The 22,789-nt window shown below is 69.0% G+C and carries 17 protein-coding genes and 1 pseudogene; 5 read left to right on the top strand and 13 right to left on the bottom strand.

Annotation, left to right across the window (positions count from 1 at the left end):
• Nucleotides 1-3: 3 nt before the first annotated feature.
• Genes ACVWZ8_RS17755 through ACVWZ8_RS17745 form a run of 3 tightly spaced genes read left to right on the top strand, consistent with a single transcriptional unit; the run spans nucleotide 4 to nucleotide 2,902 of the window.
• Nucleotides 4-873, top strand: coding sequence for an aldo/keto reductase (locus tag ACVWZ8_RS17755; RefSeq protein WP_456505361.1), 870 nt, complete (start codon nucleotides 4-6; stop codon nucleotides 871-873).
• A gap of 11 nt (nucleotides 874-884) precedes the next feature.
• The gene (locus ACVWZ8_RS17750) at nucleotides 885-1,811 is read left to right on the top strand and encodes an alpha/beta fold hydrolase (protein WP_456505360.1); all 927 of its coding nucleotides are present in this window, start codon (nucleotides 885-887) and stop codon (nucleotides 1,809-1,811) included.
• Entirely contained in the window at nucleotides 1,808-2,902 is a 1,095-nt protein-coding gene (locus tag ACVWZ8_RS17745; RefSeq protein WP_456505359.1) for a glycosyltransferase family 4 protein, read from the top strand. Before ACVWZ8_RS17750 ends, ACVWZ8_RS17745 begins: the two co-directional genes overlap by 4 nt.
• A gap of 316 nt (nucleotides 2,903-3,218) precedes the next feature.
• On the opposite strand, the gene ACVWZ8_RS17740 is transcribed toward ACVWZ8_RS17745, so the two are convergent.
• The 13 genes from ACVWZ8_RS17740 to pyrR form a co-directional block, all read right to left on the bottom strand.
• Nucleotides 3,219-5,405 (bottom strand): primosomal protein N', encoded by a 2,187-nt coding sequence (locus ACVWZ8_RS17740; protein ID WP_456505358.1) that lies wholly within the window; start codon nucleotides 5,403-5,405, stop codon nucleotides 3,219-3,221.
• A gap of 103 nt (nucleotides 5,406-5,508) precedes the next feature.
• Entirely contained in the window at nucleotides 5,509-6,744 is a 1,236-nt protein-coding gene (metK, locus tag ACVWZ8_RS17735; protein WP_426978077.1) for a methionine adenosyltransferase, read from the bottom strand.
• Between the two features lie 79 nt (nucleotides 6,745-6,823).
• Nucleotides 6,824-8,140, bottom strand: coding sequence for a bifunctional phosphopantothenoylcysteine decarboxylase/phosphopantothenate synthase (locus ACVWZ8_RS17730; protein WP_426978078.1), 1,317 nt, complete (start codon nucleotides 8,138-8,140; stop codon nucleotides 6,824-6,826).
• Between the two features lie 25 nt (nucleotides 8,141-8,165).
• The gene (rpoZ, locus tag ACVWZ8_RS17725) at nucleotides 8,166-8,426 is read right to left on the bottom strand and encodes a DNA-directed RNA polymerase subunit omega (RefSeq protein ID WP_011692102.1); all 261 of its coding nucleotides are present in this window, start codon (nucleotides 8,424-8,426) and stop codon (nucleotides 8,166-8,168) included.
• 39 nt (nucleotides 8,427-8,465) lie between these two features.
• Nucleotides 8,466-9,038 (bottom strand): guanylate kinase, encoded by a 573-nt coding sequence (gene gmk, locus ACVWZ8_RS17720; RefSeq protein ID WP_426978080.1) that lies wholly within the window; start codon nucleotides 9,036-9,038, stop codon nucleotides 8,466-8,468.
• A gap of 41 nt (nucleotides 9,039-9,079) precedes the next feature.
• On the bottom strand, nucleotides 9,080-9,397 hold the full coding sequence (gene mihF, locus ACVWZ8_RS17715; RefSeq protein ID WP_426978081.1) for an integration host factor, actinobacterial type: 318 nt from the start codon (nucleotides 9,395-9,397) through the stop codon (nucleotides 9,080-9,082).
• A 167-nt stretch (nucleotides 9,398-9,564) separates the two neighbouring features.
• Complete coding sequence (gene pyrF, locus ACVWZ8_RS17710; RefSeq protein ID WP_456505357.1) at nucleotides 9,565-10,470, bottom strand: orotidine-5'-phosphate decarboxylase; 906 nt, start codon at nucleotides 10,468-10,470, stop codon at nucleotides 9,565-9,567.
• A complete protein-coding gene (gene carB, locus ACVWZ8_RS17705; RefSeq protein ID WP_426978083.1) occupies nucleotides 10,463-13,792 on the bottom strand; it encodes a carbamoyl-phosphate synthase large subunit in 3,330 nt (1,109 codons plus the stop codon). Before carB ends, pyrF begins: the two co-directional genes overlap by 8 nt.
• On the bottom strand, nucleotides 13,792-15,090 hold the full coding sequence (carA, locus tag ACVWZ8_RS17700; protein ID WP_426978084.1) for a glutamine-hydrolyzing carbamoyl-phosphate synthase small subunit: 1,299 nt from the start codon (nucleotides 15,088-15,090) through the stop codon (nucleotides 13,792-13,794). Before carA ends, carB begins: the two co-directional genes overlap by 1 nt.
• Entirely contained in the window at nucleotides 15,071-15,589 is a 519-nt protein-coding gene (locus ACVWZ8_RS17695; RefSeq protein ID WP_456505356.1) for a PH-like domain-containing protein, read from the bottom strand. Before ACVWZ8_RS17695 ends, carA begins: the two co-directional genes overlap by 20 nt.
• Nucleotides 15,589-16,959, bottom strand: coding sequence for a dihydroorotase (locus ACVWZ8_RS17690; RefSeq protein ID WP_456505355.1), 1,371 nt, complete (start codon nucleotides 16,957-16,959; stop codon nucleotides 15,589-15,591). The genes ACVWZ8_RS17695 and ACVWZ8_RS17690 overlap by 1 nt, the downstream gene beginning before the upstream one ends.
• The gene (locus ACVWZ8_RS17685; protein ID WP_456505354.1) at nucleotides 16,959-18,017 is read right to left on the bottom strand and encodes an aspartate carbamoyltransferase catalytic subunit; all 1,059 of its coding nucleotides are present in this window, start codon (nucleotides 18,015-18,017) and stop codon (nucleotides 16,959-16,961) included. Before ACVWZ8_RS17685 ends, ACVWZ8_RS17690 begins: the two co-directional genes overlap by 1 nt.
• On the bottom strand, nucleotides 18,014-18,613 hold the full coding sequence (gene pyrR, locus ACVWZ8_RS17680; protein WP_426978088.1) for a bifunctional pyr operon transcriptional regulator/uracil phosphoribosyltransferase PyrR: 600 nt from the start codon (nucleotides 18,611-18,613) through the stop codon (nucleotides 18,014-18,016). The genes ACVWZ8_RS17685 and pyrR overlap by 4 nt, the downstream gene beginning before the upstream one ends.
• A 489-nt stretch (nucleotides 18,614-19,102) precedes the next feature.
• Between pyrR and ACVWZ8_RS17675 the strand changes: the two are divergent.
• Both ACVWZ8_RS17675 and ACVWZ8_RS17670 read left to right on the top strand, forming a co-directional pair.
• Nucleotides 19,103-20,838: pseudogene (locus ACVWZ8_RS17675) on the top strand (DUF222 domain-containing protein).
• A gap of 644 nt (nucleotides 20,839-21,482) precedes the next feature.
• Complete coding sequence (locus tag ACVWZ8_RS17670) at nucleotides 21,483-22,739, top strand: PrsW family intramembrane metalloprotease (protein ID WP_426978089.1); 1,257 nt, start codon at nucleotides 21,483-21,485, stop codon at nucleotides 22,737-22,739.
• Nucleotides 22,740-22,789 lie beyond the last annotated feature (50 nt).

Raw genomic sequence — 22,789 nt, 5'->3', positions numbered from 1 at the left:
GCTATGAGAATCTCCCCCCGGACGTCCCTGAACAACGGCGTGATGATCGACCGGCTGGGATTCGGGCTGTACAAAGTCCCTCCTGACGATGCCGCCTCGCTCGTAACCATGGCGCTGGAAGCCGGCTACCGCCACTTCGACACGGCAGCCATGTACGGGAACGAAACGGGCGTGGGCAAGGGCATCGGTGCCCTTGCCGGGTTCGAAGGCGCCGGCAGCGGGTCCGGTGAGCTGTCTCCCGCCCTGTCCCGCCAGGACCTCTTCGTCACAACCAAGGTCTGGAACGATGATCACGGCTACGACGCGACCATGCGGGCATTTCACACCTCGATGTCCAACCTGGGCCTGGAGTACATCGACCTCTACCTGATCCATTGGCCCTGCCCCAAGAAGGGCCTGTACGCGGAAAGCTACCGGGCCATGGAGACGCTCTACCGCGAGGGCAAGGTCCGGGCGATCGGAGTGTCGAATTTCCAGCCCGACCACCTGGACCGGCTCATGGAGACGGCCGAGGTGGTGCCGGCCGTCAACCAGATTGAACTCCACCCCTGGCTTCAGCAGGCCGAGCTGCGCAAGAAGCACGACGCGCTGGGCATCCGCACGGAGGCGTGGAGCCCGCTGGGCCGGGGACAGGTGCTGCGTGACCCGGTGATTCTGGCCCTGGCCGCGGAACACGAACGCACCCCGGCCCAGATCATCCTCCGCTGGCAGCTCCAGCTGGGCAACATCACCATCCCCAAGGCCAGCTCCTCGGACCGGATCCGGGAAAACCGGACGGTGTTCGGCTTCGAACTCTCCGCCACGGACCTTGCCGACATTGCGGCGCTGGACCGCGGTTTCCGGACCGGCTCCCACCCCGACAACGTCAGCTAGGACCCGAACGAATGGAAAACGTGGACACCGAGTCCTCCCCCACGCCCCTGTTCAGCCATGAACTCGAGGCGCGGACCGTACCCGCCGAGGTGGTCCTGGCCGGCGTGAAAGTGGCCTACTGGACCTACGAGCCGGTCCGGGTCACGCCGGAAACCCGCACGGTCCTGGTGATCCACGGCTTCCGCGGCGACCACCACGGCCTGCTCCGGGTGGCCGACCAGCTCCCCGGCCTGCGCCTCATCATGCCTGACCTCCCGGGTTTCGGCGGCTCCGCCGCCTTCACGGCAGACGAGCACAGTGTGGAACGCTACGGACGCTTCATCGCCGAATTCATGGCTGCCCTGGGCCTGGGCCGGGACACGGTCCTGCTCGGCCACTCCTTCGGCTCGATCGTGGCGAGCCACTTCGTCGCAGCCAACCCGGGCACGGTTGCCGAGCTGATCCTCATCAACCCCATCGCCGCCCCCGCCCTCGAAGGCAACAAGGGGCTCATGACGAAGCTCGCAATCCTGTACTACGAGGCCGCCGCCCGTCTCCCCCGTACACTCGGACACGCCCTGCTGCGCAGCCAGCTGATCGTCCGCGTGATGAGCGAAGCCATGGCCAAGACCCCGGACAAGGCGCTGCGGCGGTTCGTCCACGCCCAGCACAGCGCCTATTTCTCCGCCTTCGCGAACCGCGAGAGCCTGCTCGAGGCGTTCAAGGCCTCCGTCGGGAACAACGTCTCCGAGGTGGCGTGCCGGCTGACCCTGCCGGTCCTCCTCATCGCCGGCGAAAAGGACCAAATCGCCGCCCTGCCGGACCAGTACAAACTCCTCGCCCTGTTGCCTGACGGACACCTGGACGTGATTCCCGGCGTCGGGCACCTGATCCACTACGAAACCCCGGAGTCCGCCGCCGGCTTCATCCTCCGCTTCCTGAAGGACCACACCGCGTGAAAATCCTCATCGATGCCCGCTTCACCCGGCTGGACCACCACGACGGGATCAGCCGCTACGGGGCGAGCCTCATCGCGGCCACGGCCAGGCTCGCCGACGTCTCCATGTTGATCAGTGACGTCCGGCAACTGGCCCTGCTGCCGGATGTGCCGTACACCCTGATCAACAGCCCGCTGTCCCCGGCCGAACTGTTTGTCGCTGCGAAGGTCAACAGGCTCGGCGCCGACGCCGTCGTGTGCCCCATGCAGACGATGGGCAGCTGGGGCCGGAAATACGCCCTCGTGTTGACCCTGCACGACCTCATCTACTACGAGCACCCTGCCCCGCCCGGCTTCCTGCCCGCCCCGGTCCGGATCCTCTGGCGCCTGTACCACAAGGCGTACTGGCCGCAGCGGCTCCTGCTCAACCGGGCCGACGTCGTCGCGACCATCAGCTCCACGACGGCGGCCCTGATCTCGAAGTACCGGCTCACCAGCCGCCCCGTACGGATCGTGGGCAACGCCCCGCAACCCGGCCTCAGCCCCCGGGACCCCGGGGCCGGGGCGGACAAGACGCTTCTCTACATGGGATCGTTCATGCCCTACAAGAACGTGGAGACCATGATCCGGGGCATGGCGGAACTGCCCGATATGACCTTGCATCTGCTCAGCCGAATCACCCCGCAGCGCAAGGCGGAACTGGAAGCCCTGGCGCCGGCGGGCGCGGACATCGTCTTCCACAATGGCGTGACCGACGCCGAGTATGAGTCCATGCTGGCCCGCACGACGGCCTTGGTCAGCCTCTCCCGGGCCGAAGGTTATGGCCTCCCCCTCGTGGAGGCCATGTCCCACGGCACGCCGGTGATCGCCAGCGACATCCCGATCTTCCGCGAAGTCGGCGGCGACGCGGTCAGCTATGTCCATCCGGGGTCTCCGGCCGAGTTCGCCGGGGCCGTTCGGAAGCTCGAGGAACCGGAGCTATGGAAGGAACGCTCGCGCCGTTCGGTGGAGCGTGCCGCCGAGTTCAGCTGGGACGAGTCCGCGCGCAGGCTGCTGGAAGTTGCCGAGCAGGCCGTCGCACTTCGCCGAGGCCGGCCTGGTAACTCGAAATAGCCGGGACGGAGCTGGCCAGCCCCGAACCAATCCGTGCCGCACCCGCCGCGAGGCCGGATGACGCCGGACCACAGGTTGCGGAGCACCCATTTGCCACAGAGTACCGCAACAGGAGCCGCCATTCCGGCCGTCTGTGGCGAATGGCCGCCGGTGAGGGAGCCCGACCAGGCCAAGCCGACAGGTCCCGGTTTATCTCAGTGACGGGAAGACACAGATCGGGGTGTTCCAGCTCGGCTGAACTTAGATAACTCGACGTGCTGCGCCAACGCCGGAAAGAACCAGCCCGGAAGCAATGCTGACCGGCCGGGAACGTTCGCTAGAGGACGTCGACGCCGTCGAGGCGCAGCTGGACGGGGTCGTCACTGCGTTTCGCGGCAGCAGCGGCCTTGACCGCCCTCATCACCTTGGTGGCTTCCGCGGCCTGGGCGTACGGAATGAACAGCAGGGTCCGGACGTCGCCGGCCGCGCTCCGGGCCGGAGCTTTCCCGCCCGCGGTTCCTGGTCCCGGGGCGGCACCGGGCGCCAGCATCAGAGGCGCGGGCCCGGCGGTCCTCAGCACGGCACCCTCCGCGCCCAGCCGCTGCTCGACGGCCTGTGTGAAGTGTCCGACGGCGGTCCGGCCGCCCGTGACGGAGGCGATCCGGACGGCCGGCGGCAGCTGCAGCTCCTGCCGCAGTGCGAGCTCGCGATGCGCGTAGCCGGCGGGATCCCAACGCAGCAGGGCGCCCACGCCGGCCGTGTCGTCGGCGGTGATGACCACCAGGCCCCGGTCGGCGGCCGGGCGCACGAGGGCCGCGGCGTTGAACCAGCGGCGGACGGCGTCCTCCCCGGCCCGGAGGTTTTCGCGGCGCAGCAGCGAGTCGCCATCGAGCAGCAGCGCGGCAGCGTAACCGCCGGCGGCGACGGGTTCCGCCCCGACGGTCGCCACCACGAGCGCCTTGGCGTCGGGAACGGTGGCCAGCACCCTGTCGCCGGAGGAGGTGATGACCGGCTTGCCGGGAAAGGCGCGGCCGAGTTCTTCTGCCGTGCGCAGCGCCCCCGTGGCGCCCCGCCGGAGCCGGACACCGTTGCAGGTGCTGCAGCGCCAGGCGGGAGCCGGCGTCGAACACCAGCGGCATTGCGGCACGGCGGAACTCCCGGTAGACCCGGCAACGGCGAGCGGCCCGCTGCACGCGGCACAGCGGGCCGGTTCACGGCAGTTCTCGCAGGCCAGGGAGGGGGCGTAGCCGGCCCGGGCCACCTGCACCAGGACCGGGCCCCGTTCGAGGCCTTCCTTGGCGGCGCGCCAGGCCGCGGCGGGCAGCCGGGCCACCCTGGCCAGCGGATCGTGCTCCAGCTCGAAGCTGTCGGCGGTGTTCAGCACGCGCGGAACGGTCCGCCGCACCACGGTACGGTCCGCTTCGACGGGCCAGGCCCAGCCTGATTCGACCAGCCGCTGCGTCTCGGTGCTGCGCGCGTGTCCTGCGAGCAGGCAGGCTGCACGCTCCTGGCCGGCGCGGAGCAGCAGGACCTCGCGGGAGTGCGCATACGGGGAGCGCTGCTCGATGTGCAGGTCATCGCCGTCGTCCCAGCAGACCACGAGTCCGAGGTTGCGGACCGGAGCGTACGCGGCGGAGCGGGTGCCGACGGCGACGCCGGCTGCGCCGCTGAGGATCCGCAGGAAGCTCCGGTAGCGCGGTGTCTGGCCGTCGTCCGCAGTGAGCCGGGCGATGTCACCGGCTGGAAGGAGTTGAAGCAGGGCCGCCTCCACCCGGTCCAGGTCCCGGTAGTCAGGCACCACCACGACGGCGCCGCGGCCGGACAGGCGGACCGCGGCGACGGCTTCGGCGATCATCCGGGGCCAGCCTCCGGGACCGTAGCCCTGGAGCGCGCTGAGCACGGCCCGGGGCGCCTCCCCCGCACTGAGATGCTGGAGGAAGGCCGGACCGTTGCGGTAGCCCGACCAGCTTGAGGACTCCAGCCCGGCAGGAAGAGCCGCACCCGCATCGTCGTCGGCCCCGGCCTCCGCAAACAGGGCCGGATCCAGGTGCCCCTCCGGAGCGGCTTCTTTTTCCAGTTTCGCCATCCGCGGCGGCACCGCGACGCGCAGGACGTCGCTGACGGTTCCGGCATAGCGTGCCGCCACGCGCCCGGCGAGCTCCAGGACGGCAGGGGTGAGTACGGGAACCGGAGAAACGATCTTGTGCAGCGGCACGAGGGCGTGGCCGGCGTCGGAGTCGGCCACCCGCGCCACGAGGTAGCCGGGCAGTTCCTGGCCGTTGAACTTCACCTTCACGCGGGCGCCGGGCTGTGCCGCGGCGTCGAGGTCCGCGGGGACGCTGTAGTCGAACGGCCTGTCCAGGTGCGGGAGGGACGATTCAAGCTGGACCCGTGCCACCGGCAGCTCGGCCGCGAGGACAGGACCTGATGCCGCAGACGCAGCTGAGGAAGTGGGGAAGCCCTGGAGCAGCGAGAGCTGGCGGGGCCCGTCCGGCGCTGGCGCGCCGCCATGGACCGCGGTCATGGCGTTTCCCTCCCTTCAGCTCAACAAAAAAGTAGCCAGGCCCCCGGGACGGCGGCCTGGCTACAGCACATCACACGGCAGTGACATTTAACGGCACTGACATTTAAGCGTTGAAGAATGCCTTCAGCTCATCGACGCGGTCCAGCCGCTCCCAGGTGAAGTCCGGATCCTCGCGGCCGAAGTGGCCGTGGGCTGCAGTCTTGGCGTAGATCGGGCGCTTGAGGTCCAGGGCATCGATGATGGCGCGCGGGCGCAGGTCGAAGATCTCGGCGATCGCGGCGCTGATCCTGGCCGGATCCACCGTCTCGGTGCCGAAGGTCTCCACATAGGTGCCGACCGGACGGGCCTGTCCGATCGCGTAGGCGATCTGGATCTCGGCTCGCTTCGCGAGTCCGGCAGCCACCACGTTCTTCGCCACCCAGCGCATCGCGTAGGCCGCCGAGCGGTCCACCTTGGACGGATCCTTGCCGGAGAAGGCACCGCCGCCGTGGCGGGCCATGCCGCCGTAGGTGTCGACGATGATCTTTCGTCCCGTGAGGCCGGCGTCGCCGACCGGGCCGCCGATGACGAAGGCGCCGGCCGGGTTCAGGATGTTCTTGGTCCGCGAGATGTCCAAGTTGGACATCGCCATGACCGGATCGACCACATACGCGGCCAGGTCGGCGCGGAGCTGGTCCAGGCTGGCGCCTTCGGCGTGCTGGCTGGAGATGACGACCGTTTCGACCGAGACCGGGAGCTCGCCGTCGTAGCCCACGGTGACCTGGGTCTTGCCGTCGGGGCGGAGGTAGGACAGTTCGCCGTTCTTGCGGACCTCGGTGAGCCGCTCAGAGAGGCGGTGCGCGAGCCAGATCGGGACCGGCATGTAGGAGGGGGTCTCGTCGCTGGCGTAGCCGAACATGAGGCCCTGGTCGCCGGCGCCCTGGAGGTCGTAGTCGTCCTCCTGGCGTCCCTCGCGGGCTTCGAGCGAGTTGAACACGCCGCCCGCGATGTCGTTGGACTGCTGGCCGATCGAGACGGACACACCGCAGCGGGCGCCGTCGAAGCCGTTGGCCGAGGAGTCGTAGCCGATGCCGAGGATGGTCTCGCGGACGATCTGCGGGATCTCGACGTAGGCGTCGGTGGTGACCTCGCCGGCCACGTGGACCAGGCCGGTGGTGGCCAGTGTTTCCACGGCAACCCGGGACTCGGGGTCCTTGGCGAGCAGGGCGTCGAGGATCGCATCGCTGATCTGGTCACAGATCTTGTCTGGGTGCCCCTCGGTCACCGACTCGGACGTGAACAGCCGGAGCGAGGCGGGCGTGGACCCGTGGAAATCAGGGATGTGCAGCGGTAAAGTCACTCAACTACCTTACTGGTTGGAAAACGGACGTCCGGCGGCGTGTGTCCCCATGCTAAGGAGACCTTGATGACGCCAGGGCTCAGGCCGGCGGGACAACCCGGCTCAACTCGGCGCTGATGCGGTCAATGACGGCAGCCGCGACGTCGGATTTGGAACCCGACGCCTCTTGGGGTTCGGAGCCGGAGCGGGAAAGGATGACTACGGAGTTGGTGTCCTCGCCGAAGACCCGGTCCTTGCCCACCTGGTTGACCACGAGCAGGTCGCAGGCCTTGCGGCGCAGCTTGGCTTCGGCGTACTCCAGCACGTCGCCTTCGGCGTCCCCGGTCTCCGCCGCGAAGCCGACGATCAGCTGGTTCCGGGAGGCCGCGTAGCGGACTTCCACGAGTTCCTGCAGGATGTCCGGGTTGCGGACCAGGGAGATGACGGGATCGGCGACGTCGTCGCGCTTTTTGATTTTGGTGCCGGAGACGTCCGCCGGGCGGAAGTCGGCGACGGCGGCGGCCATGATGACGACGTCGGAGTCGGCGGCCGCGTGCAGGGCCGCCTTCCGCAACTCCAGGGCAGTCTCGACTTGGACAAGTTCGACGCCGGCGGGCGCCGGTACCTCCATGTGGGCGGCCAGCAGCCGTACCCTGGCGCCGGCGTCGCGGGCCGCGGCGGCCAGCGCCACGCCCTGCTTGCCGGAGGAACGGTTGCCGAGGAAACGTACCGGGTCCAGCGGTTCGCGGGTGCCGCCGGCGCTGATGGTAACGGTCAGTCCGGCCAGTGGCCTGGTGGCCGTAGGCCGGGAAGCCAACGCAGGCTCCGTCGGGGGCTCCGATACCAGCACGGCGTCCGGCGTCAGCGGGGCGGTGCCGGAAATCGCCGGCGCACCGGCGAGGGCCAGGGCCGCTTCGAAAATGGCCTCGGGTTCGGGCAGCCGGCCCGGTCCGGAGTCTGATCCGGTCAGCCTGCCGGAGGCGGGCTCCAGCACGGTGACGCCCCGGCTGCGGAGCGTCTCGACGTTGGCCTGGGTCGCCGGGTGCTGCCACATCTCGGTGTGCATGGCCGGGGCCATCAGCACCGGGCAGCCGCCGGCCACAAGCAGGGTGTTGGTGAGGAGGTCATTGGCCTGGCCGGTGGCGGCACGTGCCAGCAGGTCGGCGGTGGCGGGGGCGACGACGATCAGCTCGGCTTCGTGGCCGAGGCGGACGTGGTTGACGGTGTGCACCTCGTCGAAGACGCTGTTGCTGACCGGGTGCCCGGAGAGGGCTTCCCAGGTGGCGACGCCGACGAAGCGCGTGGCGGCCTCCGTGGGGATGACCGTGACGTCATGGCCGGCTTCAGTAAAAAGCCGGAGGAGCGACGCCACCTTGTAGGCGGCTATCCCTCCCCCGACTCCGAGGACTATGCGCACGTGGCCTCCGTCTGCGTCTGCGGAATTACTCTGCAGGTTCGATCGGCGTGGAAACGAGCTTGCCTTCGTTGATTTCGCGCAGCGCGATGGAGAGCGACTTCTCGTTCAGCTTGGTGTCGACCAGCGGGCCGACGTACTCGAACAGGCCCTCGTGCAGCTGGGCGTAGTAGGCGTTGATCTGACGTGCGCGCTTGGCGCCGAAGATCACCAGTCCGTACTTCGAATCGGCGGCCTTCAGCAGCTCGTCGATCGGCGGGTTGATGATGCCTTCAAGGTTCGTGGACACGAATTCTCCAAATTCTAACGGGCCGATACGTCCCGGCGCCTAGCGTGGGTTCGGGGTCAGCCCCATGAGTGAAACAAGCTCGTCCGCTGCCCGTCGAACGTCATCATTGATGACGGTGTGGTCAAACTCCGGTTCAGCGGCAAGTTCTAGTTTAGCGGTTTCCAGCCTCTGCTGCTGTTCTTCGGCTGTTTCCGTGCCGCGGCCCACCAGCCGGCGGACCATTTCGTCCCAGCTCGGCGGCGCCAGGAAGACGAACTGGGCCTCCGGTACGGCCCGCTTGACCTGCCGTGCGCCCTGCAGATCGATTTCCAGCAGCACGGACCGGCCATCGGTGATCGCGGCGTCCACGGTGCTGCGGAGGGTGCCGTAGCGGTTGCGTCCATGGACCACGGCCCACTCGAGGAGGTCACCGTTCTCGACCAGGCAGTCGAATTCCTCGGCGGACTTGAAGAAGTAGTGGACGCCGTCGACCTCGCCGGGACGCGGCGGGCGGGTGGTCGCTGATACGGAGAGCCAGACGCCGGGATAGTTGTCCCGGATGTAGGTGGACACGGTTCCTTTACCAACAGCCGTCGGGCCGGCGAGGACTGTCAGTCCCGGTTTCTTGCTCACATATTCCTTCGGGCGGTGTTTGGCATAGCTGGTGGAACGAGCTATTTGTCGTCTATGAAATCTACCAGCGCCCGGCGCTGGTGGATGCCCAGGCCGCGGACCCGGCGCGAGGCGGCAATGCCGAGCTGTTCCATGATCGCGGCGGCACGGACCCGCCCGATCCCCGGCAGGGCCTCGAGCAGTTCAATGATCCGCATCCGGGCGATGGCGTCGTCGGTATCCCCGGCGCTGAGGAGCTGCGCGATGGTGAGCTCCCCGGACTTAAGCCGCTCCTTGGCCGCGGCCCTGGTGGTCCTGGCGGCGGCAGCCTTGCCCAGGGCGTCGGCCCGCTCCTGCGGGGTGAGGGGTCGCAAACTCACTGAAGTCCTCCCTGCATTGTCTGCCGGGCCGCAGAAACGGCCCGGCCGGACGGGCCGAACAGCGCCCGGACCGGTGCCGCGGACGTGTCCTGAACCTACCGTCTGGATGAGGCAGAAATCAATGGACCAGTACAGCGGCGCTGCCCGCAGGGAAGCCTGCGCGATGCCTAGGCCGCGCGCAGTTCCTCCAGAGTGCGCCGGGCCGCGTCCTGCAGGTCCTGGATCCGCGGTCCGGCGGAGAGGATGTCCCGGCTGGACGTGCCCAGCACCTGGCCATAGGCGTCCCCGAAAGTGCGCCGCAGATCCGCGGCCGTGGCGCCCTGCGCGCCCAGGCCGGGGGCCAGGATCGGGCCCCGGACTGCGGCCAGATCCAGCCCCAGCTCGGTCAGTGCGGAACCGACCGTCGCGCCGACCACGAGGCCCACGGAGCCCAGCCAAACGGCCGGCTCCCCCGCGCCCTGAGCAGCCCAGTAGCGGCGGTTCTCCTCCGCTGCGGCCTGCACGATCCGGCGGGCCACGGAATCCGTACCGCCGACGTGCTGCACGGAGGCGCCCTCCGGGTTGGAGGTCAGGGCCAGGACGAATACGCCCCGTCCGGACTGCGCGGCGAGGTCCAGGGCCGGCCGGAGCGATTCGAAGCCGAGGTACGGGCTCAGCGTCACCGAATCCGCCGCCAGGGCGGAGCCGTCCCGGAGCCAGGCGTCGGCGTAGGCGGCCATGGTGGAGCCGATGTCGCCGCGTTTGGCGTCGGCGATGGTCAGCACAGAGGCCTCCGCGGCTGCTGCGAGGGTGCGTTCCAGCACCGCCATCCCGGCGGAGCCGTGGCGCTCGTACAGTGCCACCTGCGGCTTCACCGCGGCAGCGAGGGAACCCACGGCCTCCAGCACGGTGAGCGAGAAGCGCTCCAGCCCGGCGGCGTCGTCGTTCAGCCCCCAGCGCTGAAGCAGCGACGGGTGCGGATCGATCCCGACGCAGAGCGGACCACGCTCGGCCATGGCCCGGCCGAGCCGGGAGCCGAACGACTCCCGGCCGACACCGGCCGTGTCAGGGGTCCCGGCGCGAGACTCAGGCATTCTGAGAGATTGCATTCTGCGAAGCTGTGTTTTGCGAGACCGCGAGAGCAGCGGCATGCTCCTGCAGGCTCGTGACGGACCATTCATAGGTGCGCAGCGCCTCGATGGCCTGGACGGCGGCGTTGAACTCCGCCACGGTCGTGATGCACGGGATCCCGATCGACGTCGCCGCGGCACGCAGTTCGTAACCGTCGCTGCGGGCCTCGCCACCGGAGGGGGTGTTGAAGACCATGTCGATCTCACCGGCGATGATGAGGTCGGCGATAGTGCCCTCCCCTTCGGCGCTGGAGCCTTCGGCGACCTTCCGGACCGGGGTGGCCTGGATGCCGTTGCGGCGCAGCACATCCGCCGTGCCGCCGGTGGAGACAATCTCGAAGCCGAGGTCGGAGAGCCGCTTGACGCCCATGATGACCGAGCGCTTGTCCCGGTTGGCCACCGAGACGAAGATCTTGCCCTCGGTGGGCAGCGCGTTGTTGGCGGCCGCCTGGCTCTTGGCGAAGGCGGTGTCGAAGTGCTTGTCGATGCCCATGACCTCGCCCGTGGAGCGCATCTCGGGGCCGAGCAGGGAGTCCACCACCTTGCCCTCCGGGGTGCGGAAGCGGCTGAACGGCAGCACGGCTTCCTTGACCGAGACCGGGGCGTCCAGCGGCAGCGTGGAGCCGTCGCCGGTTTCCGGCAGCATCTTGTAGGCCGTGCGGAGCTGGTTGATGGTCACGCCGGTGCCGATCAGGGCCGCCGCCTTGGCCATCTGGACGCCGGTCGCCTTGGAGACGAACGGCACGGTGCGGGAGGCCCGCGGGTTGGCTTCCAGGACGTAGAGCACGTCGGAGGCAAGGGCGAACTGGATGTTGATCAGGCCGCGGACGCCCACGCCCTCGGCGATCGCCAGGGTGGCGGTCCGGACGCGGTCCAGCACGTTGTTGCCCAGGGTGATGGGCGGCAGCACGCAGGCGGAGTCGCCGGAGTGGATGCCGGCCTCCTCGATGTGCTCCATGATGCCGCCGAGGTACATCTCGGTGCCGTCGTAGAGGGCGTCGACGTCGATTTCGACGGCGTCCTCCAGGAACCGGTCGATCAGCACCGGGTGGTCCGGGGTGATCTCGGTGGCGTTGGCGATGTAGCGGGAGAGGTTGGGCTCGTCGTAGACGATCTCCATGCCGCGGCCGCCGAGCACGTAGGACGGGCGGACCAGGACCGGGTAGCCGATCTCGTCGGCGATCTTCTTGGCGTCCTCGAAGGACACGGCGGTGCCGTTCTTCGGCGAGATGAGGCCGGCCTTGTCGAGCACCCGGGAGAAGGCGCCGCGGTGCTCGGCGAGGTCGATAGCTTCCGGGGAGGTGCCGAGGATCGGCACGCCGGCGTCGGCGAGCTGCTGGGCGAGTTTGAGCGGGGTCTGGCCGCCGAGCTGGACGAAGACGCCCATCACGCCGCCGGTGCGCTCCTCGGCCGCGATGACCTCGAGGACGTCCTCGAGCGTGAGCGGCTCGAAGTACAGGCGGGTGGAGACGTCGTAGTCCGTGGAGACGGTTTCCGGGTTGCAGTTGACCATCACGGTCTCGTAGCCGGCCTTGCGCAGCGCCATCGAGGCGTGGACGCAGGAGTAGTCGAACTCGATGCCCTGGCCGATCCGGTTGGGTCCGGAGCCGAGGATGATGATGGACGGCTTGGCGTGCAGCGCAACCTCGTCCTCCTCGTCGTAGGAGGAGTAGTGGTACGGCGTATACGCGGCGAATTCCGCGGCGCAGGTGTCCACGGTCTTGTAGACCGGGCGGATGCCGAGGGCCTGCCGGACGCCGCGGACGACGTCCTCGGAATTGTGCGTCAGGGCACCGATCTGCTCGTCGGAGAAGCCGTGGCGCTTGGCGCGCTTCAGCATCTCCGGGGTCAGGGCGGCGGCCTGGCGGATTTCGAGCGAGATCTCGTTGAGCAGCTGGAGCTGGTCCAGGTACCAGGGGTCGATCTTAGTGGCTTCGAAGAGCTGTTCCAGGGTGGCGCCGCCGAGCAGCGCGCGCTGGACCTGGTGCAGGCGGTCCGTGGTGGGCCGCTTGGACTTCTCGATCAGCTCGGGGACTTCCCATTCCGGGACGTGGCTGAAGTCCAGCTGGGAGCCCTTCTGCTCGAGGGACCGCAGGGCCTTCTGCAGGGCCTCGGTGAAGTTGCGGCCCATGGCCATGGCCTCGCCCACCGACTTCATGGTGGTGGTCAGGGTGGGGTCCGCGGCCGGGAACTTCTCGAAGGCGAAGCGCGGGACCTTCACGACGACGTAGTCCAGGGTCGGCTCGAAAGAGGCCGGCGTCTTCTGCGTGATGTCGTTGGGGATCTCGTCCAGGGTGTAGCCCAGGGAGAGCTTGGTGGCGATTTTGGCGATCGCGAAGCCGGTGGCCTTGGAGGCGAGGGCGGAGGAGCGGGAGACGCGCGGGTTCATCTCGATCACGACGACGCGTCCCGTGTCAGGTTCGACGGCGAACTGGATGTTGCAGCCGCCGGTGTCGACGCCGACCTCGCGGATGACGGCGATGGAGATGTCGCGCAGCCGCTGGTATTCGCGGTCCGTCAGGGTCAGGGCCGGCGCGACGGTGATCGAGTCGCCGGTGTGCACGCCGACCGGGTCGAAGTTCTCGATGGAGCAGACGACCACGACGTTGTCGTTCTTGTCGCGCATCATCTCGAGCTCGTATTCCTTCCAGCCGAGGATGCTCTCTTCGAGCAGCACCTCGCTGGTGGGGCTGTACTGCAGGCCCTGGCCGACGATCCGGCGGAGGTCGTTTTCGTCGTAGGCGAGGCCGGAGCCGAGGCCGCCCATGGTGAAGGAGGGCCGGACCACCATCGGGTAGCCCAGGTCCTCGGCCGCGGTGAGGGCCTCGTCGATGGTGTGGATGATGTGGCTGCGGGCCGATTCGGCGCCGCAGCGCTCCACGACGCCCTTGAACTTCTCCCGGTCCTCGCCGAGTTCGATCGCGGCGATGTTGGCGCCGATCAGTTCGACGTTGTACTTCTCCAGCACGCCGTTCTTGTCCAGCGCGATGGCCGTGTTGAGTGCGGTCTGCCCGCCGAGGGTGGGCAGGATCGCGTCGGGGCGTTCCTTGGCGATGATCTTTTCGACCACTTCGGGGGTGATCGGCTCGATGTAGGTGGCGTCGGCGAACTCCGGGTCGGTCATGATGGTGGCCGGGTTGGAGTTGACGAGGATGACGCGGAGGCCTTCCTCCTTGAGGACGCGCAGTGCCTGGGTGCCGGAGTAGTCGAATTCGGCGGCCTGGCCGATCACGATCGGGCCGGAACCGATGACCAGGACGCTCTTAAGGTCAGTTCTCTTGGGCATTACTTCTTGTCCTCAGTCTTGGATTCGGTGGAAGTCTTCGTGTCGGACGCAGCAGCGGCCGCGGAGCCCGCGTTCTTCGTGTCCGTCATCAGCTCGATGAAACGGTCAAAGAGGTAGGCGGCGTCGTGCGGGCCGGCGGCGGCCTCGGGGTGGTACTGCACCGAGAAGGCCGGGATGTCGAGGCAGGCCAGGCCCTCCACGACGTCGTCGTTGAGGCTCACGTGGCTGACCTCGACGCGGCCGAAGCGCTCCTCGGGGGCCTGGGTGGCGCCGTTGAGCGGGGCGTCTACGGCGAAGCCGTGGTTCTGCGAGGTGATTTCCACCTTGCCGGTGCGCCGGTCCAGCACGGGCTGGTTGATGCCGCGGTGGCCGTAGCGGAGCTTGTAGGTGCCGAAGCCCAGGGCGCGGCCCAGGATCTGGTTGCCGAAGCAGATGCCGAAGTACGGGATCTTCTCGTCGAGCACCGAGCGGAGCAGTGTGACCTGGGTGTCGGCGGTGGCGGGGTCGCCCGGGCCGTTGGACATGAAGACGCCGTCCGGGTTGAGGGCGGTGATGTCTTCAATGGTCGCGGTGGCCGGCAGCACGTGCACGCGGACGCCGCGCTCGGCGAAGCGGATCGGGGTCATCCGCTTGATGCCGAGGTCGATCGCGGCGATGCTGAACCGCGGCTCGCCGTCCCAGCCCCAGTCCTTGGGGTCGACCGTGTAGGCCTTGTCCACACTGACTTCCTCGGCCAGGCGGGCGCCTTCCATCGGGGCACTGGCCAGGACGGCGTCCAGGAGTTCCTTGTCCGTGCCACGGATGGCTTCGCCGGAAAAGATCCCGGCGCGCATGGTCTTGTGTTCGCGCAGGTGGCGGGTGATGGCGCGGGTGTCCACGCCCTGGATGCCCACGATGCCCTGCTCGACGAGCTCGTCATCCAGGGAACGCTCAGAGCGCCAGTTGGAGGGGCGCCGGGCGGCGTCGCGGACGATGTAGCCGGCCACCCAGATCCGCCGGGACTCGGCGTCGTCCGTGTTCACGCCGGTGTTGCCGATGTGCGGTGCCGTCTGGACCACGAGCTGGCGGGCGTATGAGGGGTCCGTGATGGTCTCCTGGTAGCCGGTCATGCCGGTGGCGAACACCGCCTCGCCGAGGGCGGTGCCGGTGGCGCCGTAGCTGGTGCCGCGGAAGATCCGGCCATCCTCGAGCACGAGGGCCGCGGGCGTGGATGCAGCTGCAGCGGATTCTGTCACTGCTGTTACTGTTTCTGTCACTTCGTTAGTGTCCGTCACGTTGTTACTTTCCACTATCGGCATTGGCCTGGGGGGCCGCGGAGATCAAATCTTGCAGGGCGTTGAGGAGGGTTGTCTTGTCGCCGGCGTTCCGGGTGCGGAACCCGGAGTCCAGCTCACGGGTGCCCAGCATCCAGCTGATGACCAGCAGTCCGTCCCTTTCGACGAACTTCCCGGCCATGCCGCTTTCCTGCCGGACGCCGGTGAGCCGGGCGGCGGGGATGAAGACCGGGCCGGCGCCGGAGCGGTCGAAGAGCACACCTTCGGGGTGGACGCTGAGTCCGGCGTTGGTCCGGAGCCCGAGGTTGTGGACCGCGATGCGGTCCAGCCAGTCACCGGCGGTGGTGGAGGCCACGTACTGGCCGTCGGCCGCCGCCAGCGCAGCACCGAGTTCGGCGGGGACCGCGGGCAGGGGGTCGACGTCGGCCTGGCGGCGCAGGCGGTTCCGCCAGCCGAGCGCCAGAAGGGCGATGACGATGACGGCGAGTGAAAGCATCAACAGTCCGGGAAGCAGCCGGTCCATCAGTTGCGGCCCGCCGCTGCAGTCTCCGGTGCGTCTGCCGGATACCGGTACGGGGTGTTGAGCTTGCCGTCCAGGACGGTGGGGTGGCCCTTGAAGAACGTCGCCACCACCTTGCCGGGGAGTTCCCGGCCGGCAAACGGAGAGTTACGGCCCATGGTTGCCATCTTAGAAGGGTCCACGGTCCAGCGCGCAGCCGGGTCCACCAGTATGACGTTGGCGGGTTCGCCGGCGTCGAGCGGGCGGCCCTGGTCTTCCAGTCGGCCGATGGCGGCGGGGAGGGTGGAGGTGACGCGGGCGAAGTCCGCCCAGCCCATCAGGCCGGTTTCGATCATGGTGTGCTGCACCACGGAGAGCGCCGTTTCCAGCCCGGTCATGCCCATCGCTGCCTGCGCCCACTCGCATTCCTTGTGTTCGCTCGGGTGCGGGGCGTGGTCGGTGCCGACGACGTCGATCGTGCCGTCGGCCAGGGCGGCGCGCAGGGCCTGGACGTCGGCGTCGGTGCGCAGCGGGGGGTTGACCTTGTAGACCGGGTCGTAGCTGCGTGCCAGCTCGTCCGTGAGCCAGAGGTGGTGCGGGGTGACCTCTGCGGTGACGTTGACGCCGCGGGACTTGGCCCAGCGGACGATTTCCACCGAGCCGGCGGTCGAGACGTGGCAGACGTGCAGCCGGGAGCCGACGTGCTGGGCGAGCAGGACGTCGCGGGCGATGATGCTTTCCTCGGCGACGGCGGGCCAGCCGGTGAGGCCGAGGACGGCGGAGACTTCGCCCTCGTTCATCTGGGCGCCGGCGGTGAGCCGGGGTTCCTGCGCGTGCTGGGCCACGACGCCGTCGAACGCCTTGACGTATTCGAGGGCGCGGCGCATCAGGACGGGGTCGTGGACGCAGATTCCGTCGTCGGAGAAGACCCGGACCCGGGCGCGGGAATCGGCCATCGCGCCGAGTTCGGCCAGCTGCTCCCCCGCGAGGCCTACCGTGACGGCACCGACCGGGCGGACGTCCACCCAGCCGGCGGTGCGGCCCAGGGTCAGGACCTGTTCGACGACGCCGGCGGTGTCCGCCACCGGGGTGCTGTTGGCCATCGCGTGCACGGCCGTGTAGCCGCCCAGGGCCGCGGCGCGGGTGCCGGTCTCGACCGTTTCGGCGTCCTCGCGGCCGGGTTCGCGCAGGTGGGTGTGGATGTCCACCATGCCGGGCAGGGCGACCAGCCCGGCGGCCTCAAGGACGGTCGCGCCTTCGGCTGACAGGTTCTGACCGCGTTCGGCGATGACGCCGTTCCGGATCAGGAGGTCTTCGGGGGCTCCGCCGAGGATGGCGGCGCCGCGGATCAGGTAGGTGCCGGTGGTGTCTGCGTTCTGTTGCTGTTCGGCCATCAGTGGCTCTCCTGGTGGGAATAAGTGAGGTTCGGATTGGCGGCGTGGGACGCGGCCGCGGATACAGGTGCGGCAGCCGGTGCGGCGGCTGGTTCGCGGGTGTCGCCGGAGAGCAGCAGGTACAGGGCTGCCATGCGGACGGAGACGCCGTTGCGCACCTGGGCGAGCACGGTGGAGCGTGGCGAGTCCGCAGCGGCGGCGGAAATTTCCAGCCCGCGGTTCATCGGGCCGGGGTGCATGATGATGGTGTCCTTGAGGCCCAGGCTGTCCAGGGCGCGGAGCCGGTTGTCGTCGAATCCCCAGCGGCGGGAGTATTCGCGGGTGGTGGGGAAGAACGAGGCGTTCATCCGTTCGCCCTGCACCCGGAGCATCATCATCGCGTCCACGCCCCGGGCGAGGGTCTCGTCCAGGTCATAGCTGACCGTGCAGGGCCACTTCTCGACGCCGATCGGCAGCAGGGTGGGCGGCGCGACGAGGGTGACGTCGGCGCCCAGGGTGCGCAACAGCCAGACGTTGGAGCGGGCCACCCTCGAGTGCAGCACGTCCCCGGCGATCGCGACGCGCATGCCTTTCAGGTCTGCGCCGGCGGACGGCGTTCCAGCGAGATTCGACCAGTGCCGGCGCATCGTGAAGGCATCGAGCAGGGCCTGGGTGGGGTGTTCGTGGGTGCCGTCGCCGGCGTTGATGACGGCGGCGTCGATCCAGTCGGTGGCGGCCAGGCGGTGCGGGGCGCCCGAGGCCCAGTGCCGGATGACGACGGCGTCCGCCCCCATGGCGGCCAGGGTCTGGGCGGTGTCCTTGAGGGACTCGCCCTTGGAGACGGAGGAGCCCTTCGCGGCGAAGTTGATGACGTCCGCCGAGAGCCGCTTGGCCGCGGCTTCGAAGGAGATCCGGGTGCGGGTGGAGTCTTCGAAGAACAGGTTCACCACCGTGCGGCCGCGCAGCGCGGGGAGCTTCTTGACTTCGCGCTCCCCCACCGCCGCCATTTCCTCGGCGGTGTCAAGAATGCGGATGGCGTCGTGCAGGCTGAGGTCTTCGGTGGAGAGCAGGTGCCTCATGCGCTGGCCTCGATGACGACCTCGTTGACGGGGGTGCCGTCGACGGCGTCGGTTTCCTCGAGCCGGACGCGGACCTTTTCGGACGAGGAGGTGGGCAGGTTCTTGCCGACGTGGTCCGCGCGGATGGGCAGTTCCCGGTGGCCGCGGTCGATCAGCACGGCGAGGCGGACAATCCGCGGGCGGCCGAGGTCGATGATGGCGTCCAGAGCGGCCCGGATGGTACGGCCGGAGTAGAGGACGTCGTCGATCAGCACAACGACTTTGTTGTCGATCCCGGTGCGCGGAAGCTGCGTGGGGTACGGCGGCCGCGTCGGCTGGTGGGAGAGGTCATCGCGGAACATGGTCACATCCAGCTGGCCCACGATCGCAGCGGCGTCCACGGTGGGATCTGCGGCGGCGATCTTCTCGGCGAGCCGGACGGCGAGGGGGTAGCCCCGCCGCGGGATGCCCAGCAGGACCAGGTCCTGGGAGCCTTTGTTGGACTCGAGAATCTCATGGGCGATACGAGTGAGTGCACGGTCGATGTCCGCCTGGCTGAGTACCACTCGGGTAAGAACAACCTTGGCCGGAACCGGTGCTTCTGGAACAGAAGTCAACGCTCGTCTCCCCTTTCCCCGCCTCACGGGACGGAATTAAAAAAGGATCATTTGCCCTTTCAAATTACCACACGGGCCGCCGCGGACCTGCCCCGGTGCGGCCGTTGAGAGGCGGTGTGCGTCACAGCCGGAGCGCCTGGGGGCGGCGATGATCGACGTCGGGCCGCGGCGGCGGACGCTTCGGGGTCGGTGGGCACGTATCTGGCGCTGGCGGCGCTGAACCGTTTCGTCGCGCCGTGTTCGAAGCTGGCCTTCGGCAAATGGGGGCCGCCACCGCGGCGGACCGGTGGGTGAAACTCCCGGCCGGCCAAGGCCCTGGACCACCGCCGCTTCCGGGAAACGGAACCCCCTTGCTGACCAGGGCAAACGTCGCTGCCCCTGCCGCAACCCGGAAACTCGCGCTGGTCCTGGCCAGCGTGAACGGACGGCGACGACTAGTTGCCGCCGGCGCCGCCCTAAAATGTCGGTGCCTCCTGAGATGCTTTGGGTATGGAAAGCAGAACAGCCTGGAGTGCGGAAAGCAGGGAGGCCGTGGCGGCCGTCGCCGCGTCCGCTGCTGTGCTTGCTGCCTTCACCGGCGCCGGCGCGGACCGCACTGATCCGCCCGGCGCCGATCCGCTGCGAGACACCGATCCGCTGCGGAATCTGGCGGATGCCTGCCTGGACGGTCTCGCCGAGGTGGCCCGGCTGGAAGCCCGGACCGCCGCGCTGAAGGTGAGGCTGGCCGCCGAATACGTGCAGGCAACCAGGGCCCTGGCCTCACCCGCGGCGTCCCCGCAGGAACACACCGCCCAGGAGATGGCCCTGGTCGCGGAGGTCGCCTGTGTCCTGACCGTCAGCGAACGGACCGCCGGAGCCCTCCTGTCCGAATGCCAGGCCCTGACGACGGCGCTGCCGCTGACCCTGACGGCCCTTCAGGCCGGGACGATCTCCTGGGGCCACGCCCGGATCATCGTCGACGAAACCACCAGCCTGGATCCCGCCGGAGCGGCCGCGCTGGAAGCCCACTTCCTGGACCCCGGCGCCTCCAACCCCGCCCGCGGGTGCCAGGCCGGGGACCTCGTCCCGTCCCGGTTCCGCGCCAAAGCACGCGCCTGGCGGGAACGCCACCACCTGGTCAGCATCGAAAAACGCCACACCAAAAGCGCCGAGGACCGCCGGGTCGACTACACCCGGACCGGGACGGCATGGCCTGGCTCTCCGCCTACCTCCCGGCAGACACCGCCGCAGGGATCTGGGAACGGACCACCGCCGCCGCCCGCGCCCTCCAGGGCCCGGCCGAGGCCCGGCCGCTGCCCCAGCTCCGCGCCGACACCACCGCCACCTGGCTCCTCACCAGCCACACCACCGGCACCGGCACCACCAGCGGCGGAACGGCCGGCGGCGGAACCGGCACGGGCGCGGGTGTGGCCGGGGGCGTGGCCGGGGGTGTCCCGTCCCCGCGGGCGCAGGTCCTGATCACCGTCCCGGTCCTGTCCCTCCTGGGCGCCACCGACGAACCAGCCACCCTGGACGGGTACGGGCCGATCCCGCCGTCGATGGCCCGCCGCCTGATCGCCGACGGCGCCGACTCCTTCCACCGCGTCCTGACCGACCCCCGCGACGGCGCACCCCTGGAAATCGGACGGACCAGCTACCGCGTCACGAAGGCCCAGCGTCAATGGCTCCGGCTCCGCGACGGCAAGTGCCCCTTCCCCGGCTGCAGCAACCACTCCCTGGACAACGAAGCAGACCACCTCCTGGCCTGGGCCGACGGAGGCAACACCGGCATCTCCAACCTCGGCCAGCCCTGCCCCAGACACCACCGCCTCAAACACAGCTCCGCCTGGACACCAACCGAAGCCAGCAAAGACAACCCACCAGGGTGGACCTCACCCTCAGGCCGGCACCACCCCAGCGAACACCAGGACTGGGAACCACCCCACTGGCCACACCACACCCTGACCACGGACACAGGCACGGACACCGGCCCGGACCAAGGCCTGCCCGCGGATCCGGGACATCATCCGGACCCGGCGCCAACCGGGCACCCCGGCCCGGATCCCGAACCGGAACTGCCCCCGGACCCCTTCCCGGACTGGCACCAATTCACGGCCTGGGACTCATTCACGGCCTGGGACTCATTGCCCGCGGCAGACACGGACGATCCGGCGGGCTGGCCAGCGCCCCTCGACGACCCCGTCCCGGAATGGCTCCCGTTCCTGACGGCTTCGGTCAGCGCCTAGCCCGCCCATGCCGGGAAACGCCTGGGCAGGGGCAGGGCGGAATTGCACCCCCCGCACGTTCCGGAAGCCTTTGGCGAATCCCACCGCGGCTGGCGGCGTGGCGGATGTTTGTTTGGCCGGAATACTGCATGACCTAAAGTCATGGCTGGTTTGTATGAAGACGATCAACGGGAAGCCGTACTGGTACCTGCGTGAGATGGCACGGGTGGTGGCAAGCCGAATATGGTCCGGGAACGGTATCTGGGCACCGGGGCTGACATTGAGAAGCTGCCCGACGCCCACGAATCGGCCGTTTTACCGGCGCAGGCCCGGCCTCTGGGGGCCCGGCTGGCGGCGGAGGTCCTGGGCAAACGCATCCTTGTCACCACCCACGACCAGTGGCCAATCGCAGACGTCGTGGCCGCCTACCGGTCCCAGTCCGACGCCGAGTCAGCTTCCGCCAGCTCAAAGATCCCCACGTCGTCTCGTTCTCGCCCGCCGGGCCGAGCATGCCGGCCTCCACCTCTCCGTCCGCAAACTGCCTAGACCCCCACCAAGACAGCCCCTGGCCAGCACGTTTAGAAGCCTCACCCACGGAGGCCAGGGCAACCCGGCTTTGATCCGCCTCTTGGGTGCCGGGGCGCAGGCACCCTAGGCTCGTGTCCATGACAGGCCAAGATCCCCGTACCGGCGCGCCCGCGCCGTTGCCGCAACAGGCCAACCCCAGCTGGATGGGGCAAGTCCCGGAACAGCATTACCGCCCGGCGCCGGCCAATCACCGGGGCCAGCCCCAGGCCGCACTGCCTGCCGCGCTTCCGGCGGTCCGCGGCGGCCGACGCGCCCCCGGCAGAAGCGCTGCCGGCGTGGCCGGGCTCGTGGCGGCCGGTTGGGTGCTCGGCTTCATCGGCCTGTTCATGGTGCTGCCCTTTGTCCTGGGCAACACAGGCGTCGCGGGCTTTGTCATCGGCTTCGTGGCGTCGCTGCTGCCGCTGGGGGCCGTCCTGCTCGCCGTGCGCGTCATCGACCGCTGGGAGCCAGAGCCCCAGCGGCTGCTGCTCTTCGCCTTCATATGGGGTGCGGTCGTCTCGATTTCGGTGACCCTGCTGGTCCAGCCGGCCTTCTCGCTCGCCGTCGGGCCGGCTTCGGGCCTGGACTACCGGACTTTCGCCGTCACGGTCCAGGCCCCGGTGGTTGAGGAGTTCGCCAAGTCCCTCGGCCTGCTGCTGCTCCTGCTCTTCGCCCGCAGGCACTTCGACGGCCCGGTCGACGGCGTCGTGTTCGCCTTCACGATCGCCGGCGGCTTCGCCTTCACCGAGAACATCCTGTACTTCGGCCGCGCCATCGCCGAATCCAGCAGCCCGGGAACGGATCTCGCGGTGGTCATCTTCCTGCGCGGTGTCATGTCGCCCTTCGCCCACGCCATCTTCACCGGGACCACGGGACTCATCATGGGCTTCGCCGCGCGGCGCTGGCACACCGGCCTGTCCGTGGCCGCGTTCGCCGTGGGGCTGATCCCCGCGATGCTGCTGCACAGCGGGTGGAACAGCATGGGACAGGACTTCCTGGCCCGATACATCCTGGTCCAGGTGCCGATCTTCCTGCTGGCGGTCGTGGTCATTGTGCTGCTGCGGGTGGCGGAGCGGAGGCTCACCCGCCAGCGGCTCAAGGAGTACGCGGCGGCTGGCTGGTTCACGCCCGCGGAAGTGGCAATGCTGTCCACCGGGGCCGGTCGTCGTGCGGCCCTGCGCTGGGCCGCGTCCATCGGCCGGGGACCGCAGATGAAGGCCTTCCTGCACGCCGCCACGCAGCTTGCCTTCACCCGGCAGCGGATCCTCAGCGGCCGGGACGTGCCGGCACACCAACTCGAGGAACAACGGCAGCTGGCCGACGTCGTCGCCCTCCGCGCCGCCGTCCTCCGCTAGCGGAAGGGACGGCGGAAAGTGAAGCTTCCAACAAAAAGAACCCCGTCCGG

Source organism: Arthrobacter sp. UYCu723 (assembly GCF_054059215.1).
Note: the sequence above shows the minus strand (reverse complement) of the source record. Positions and strands in the feature narration are given on the sequence as shown.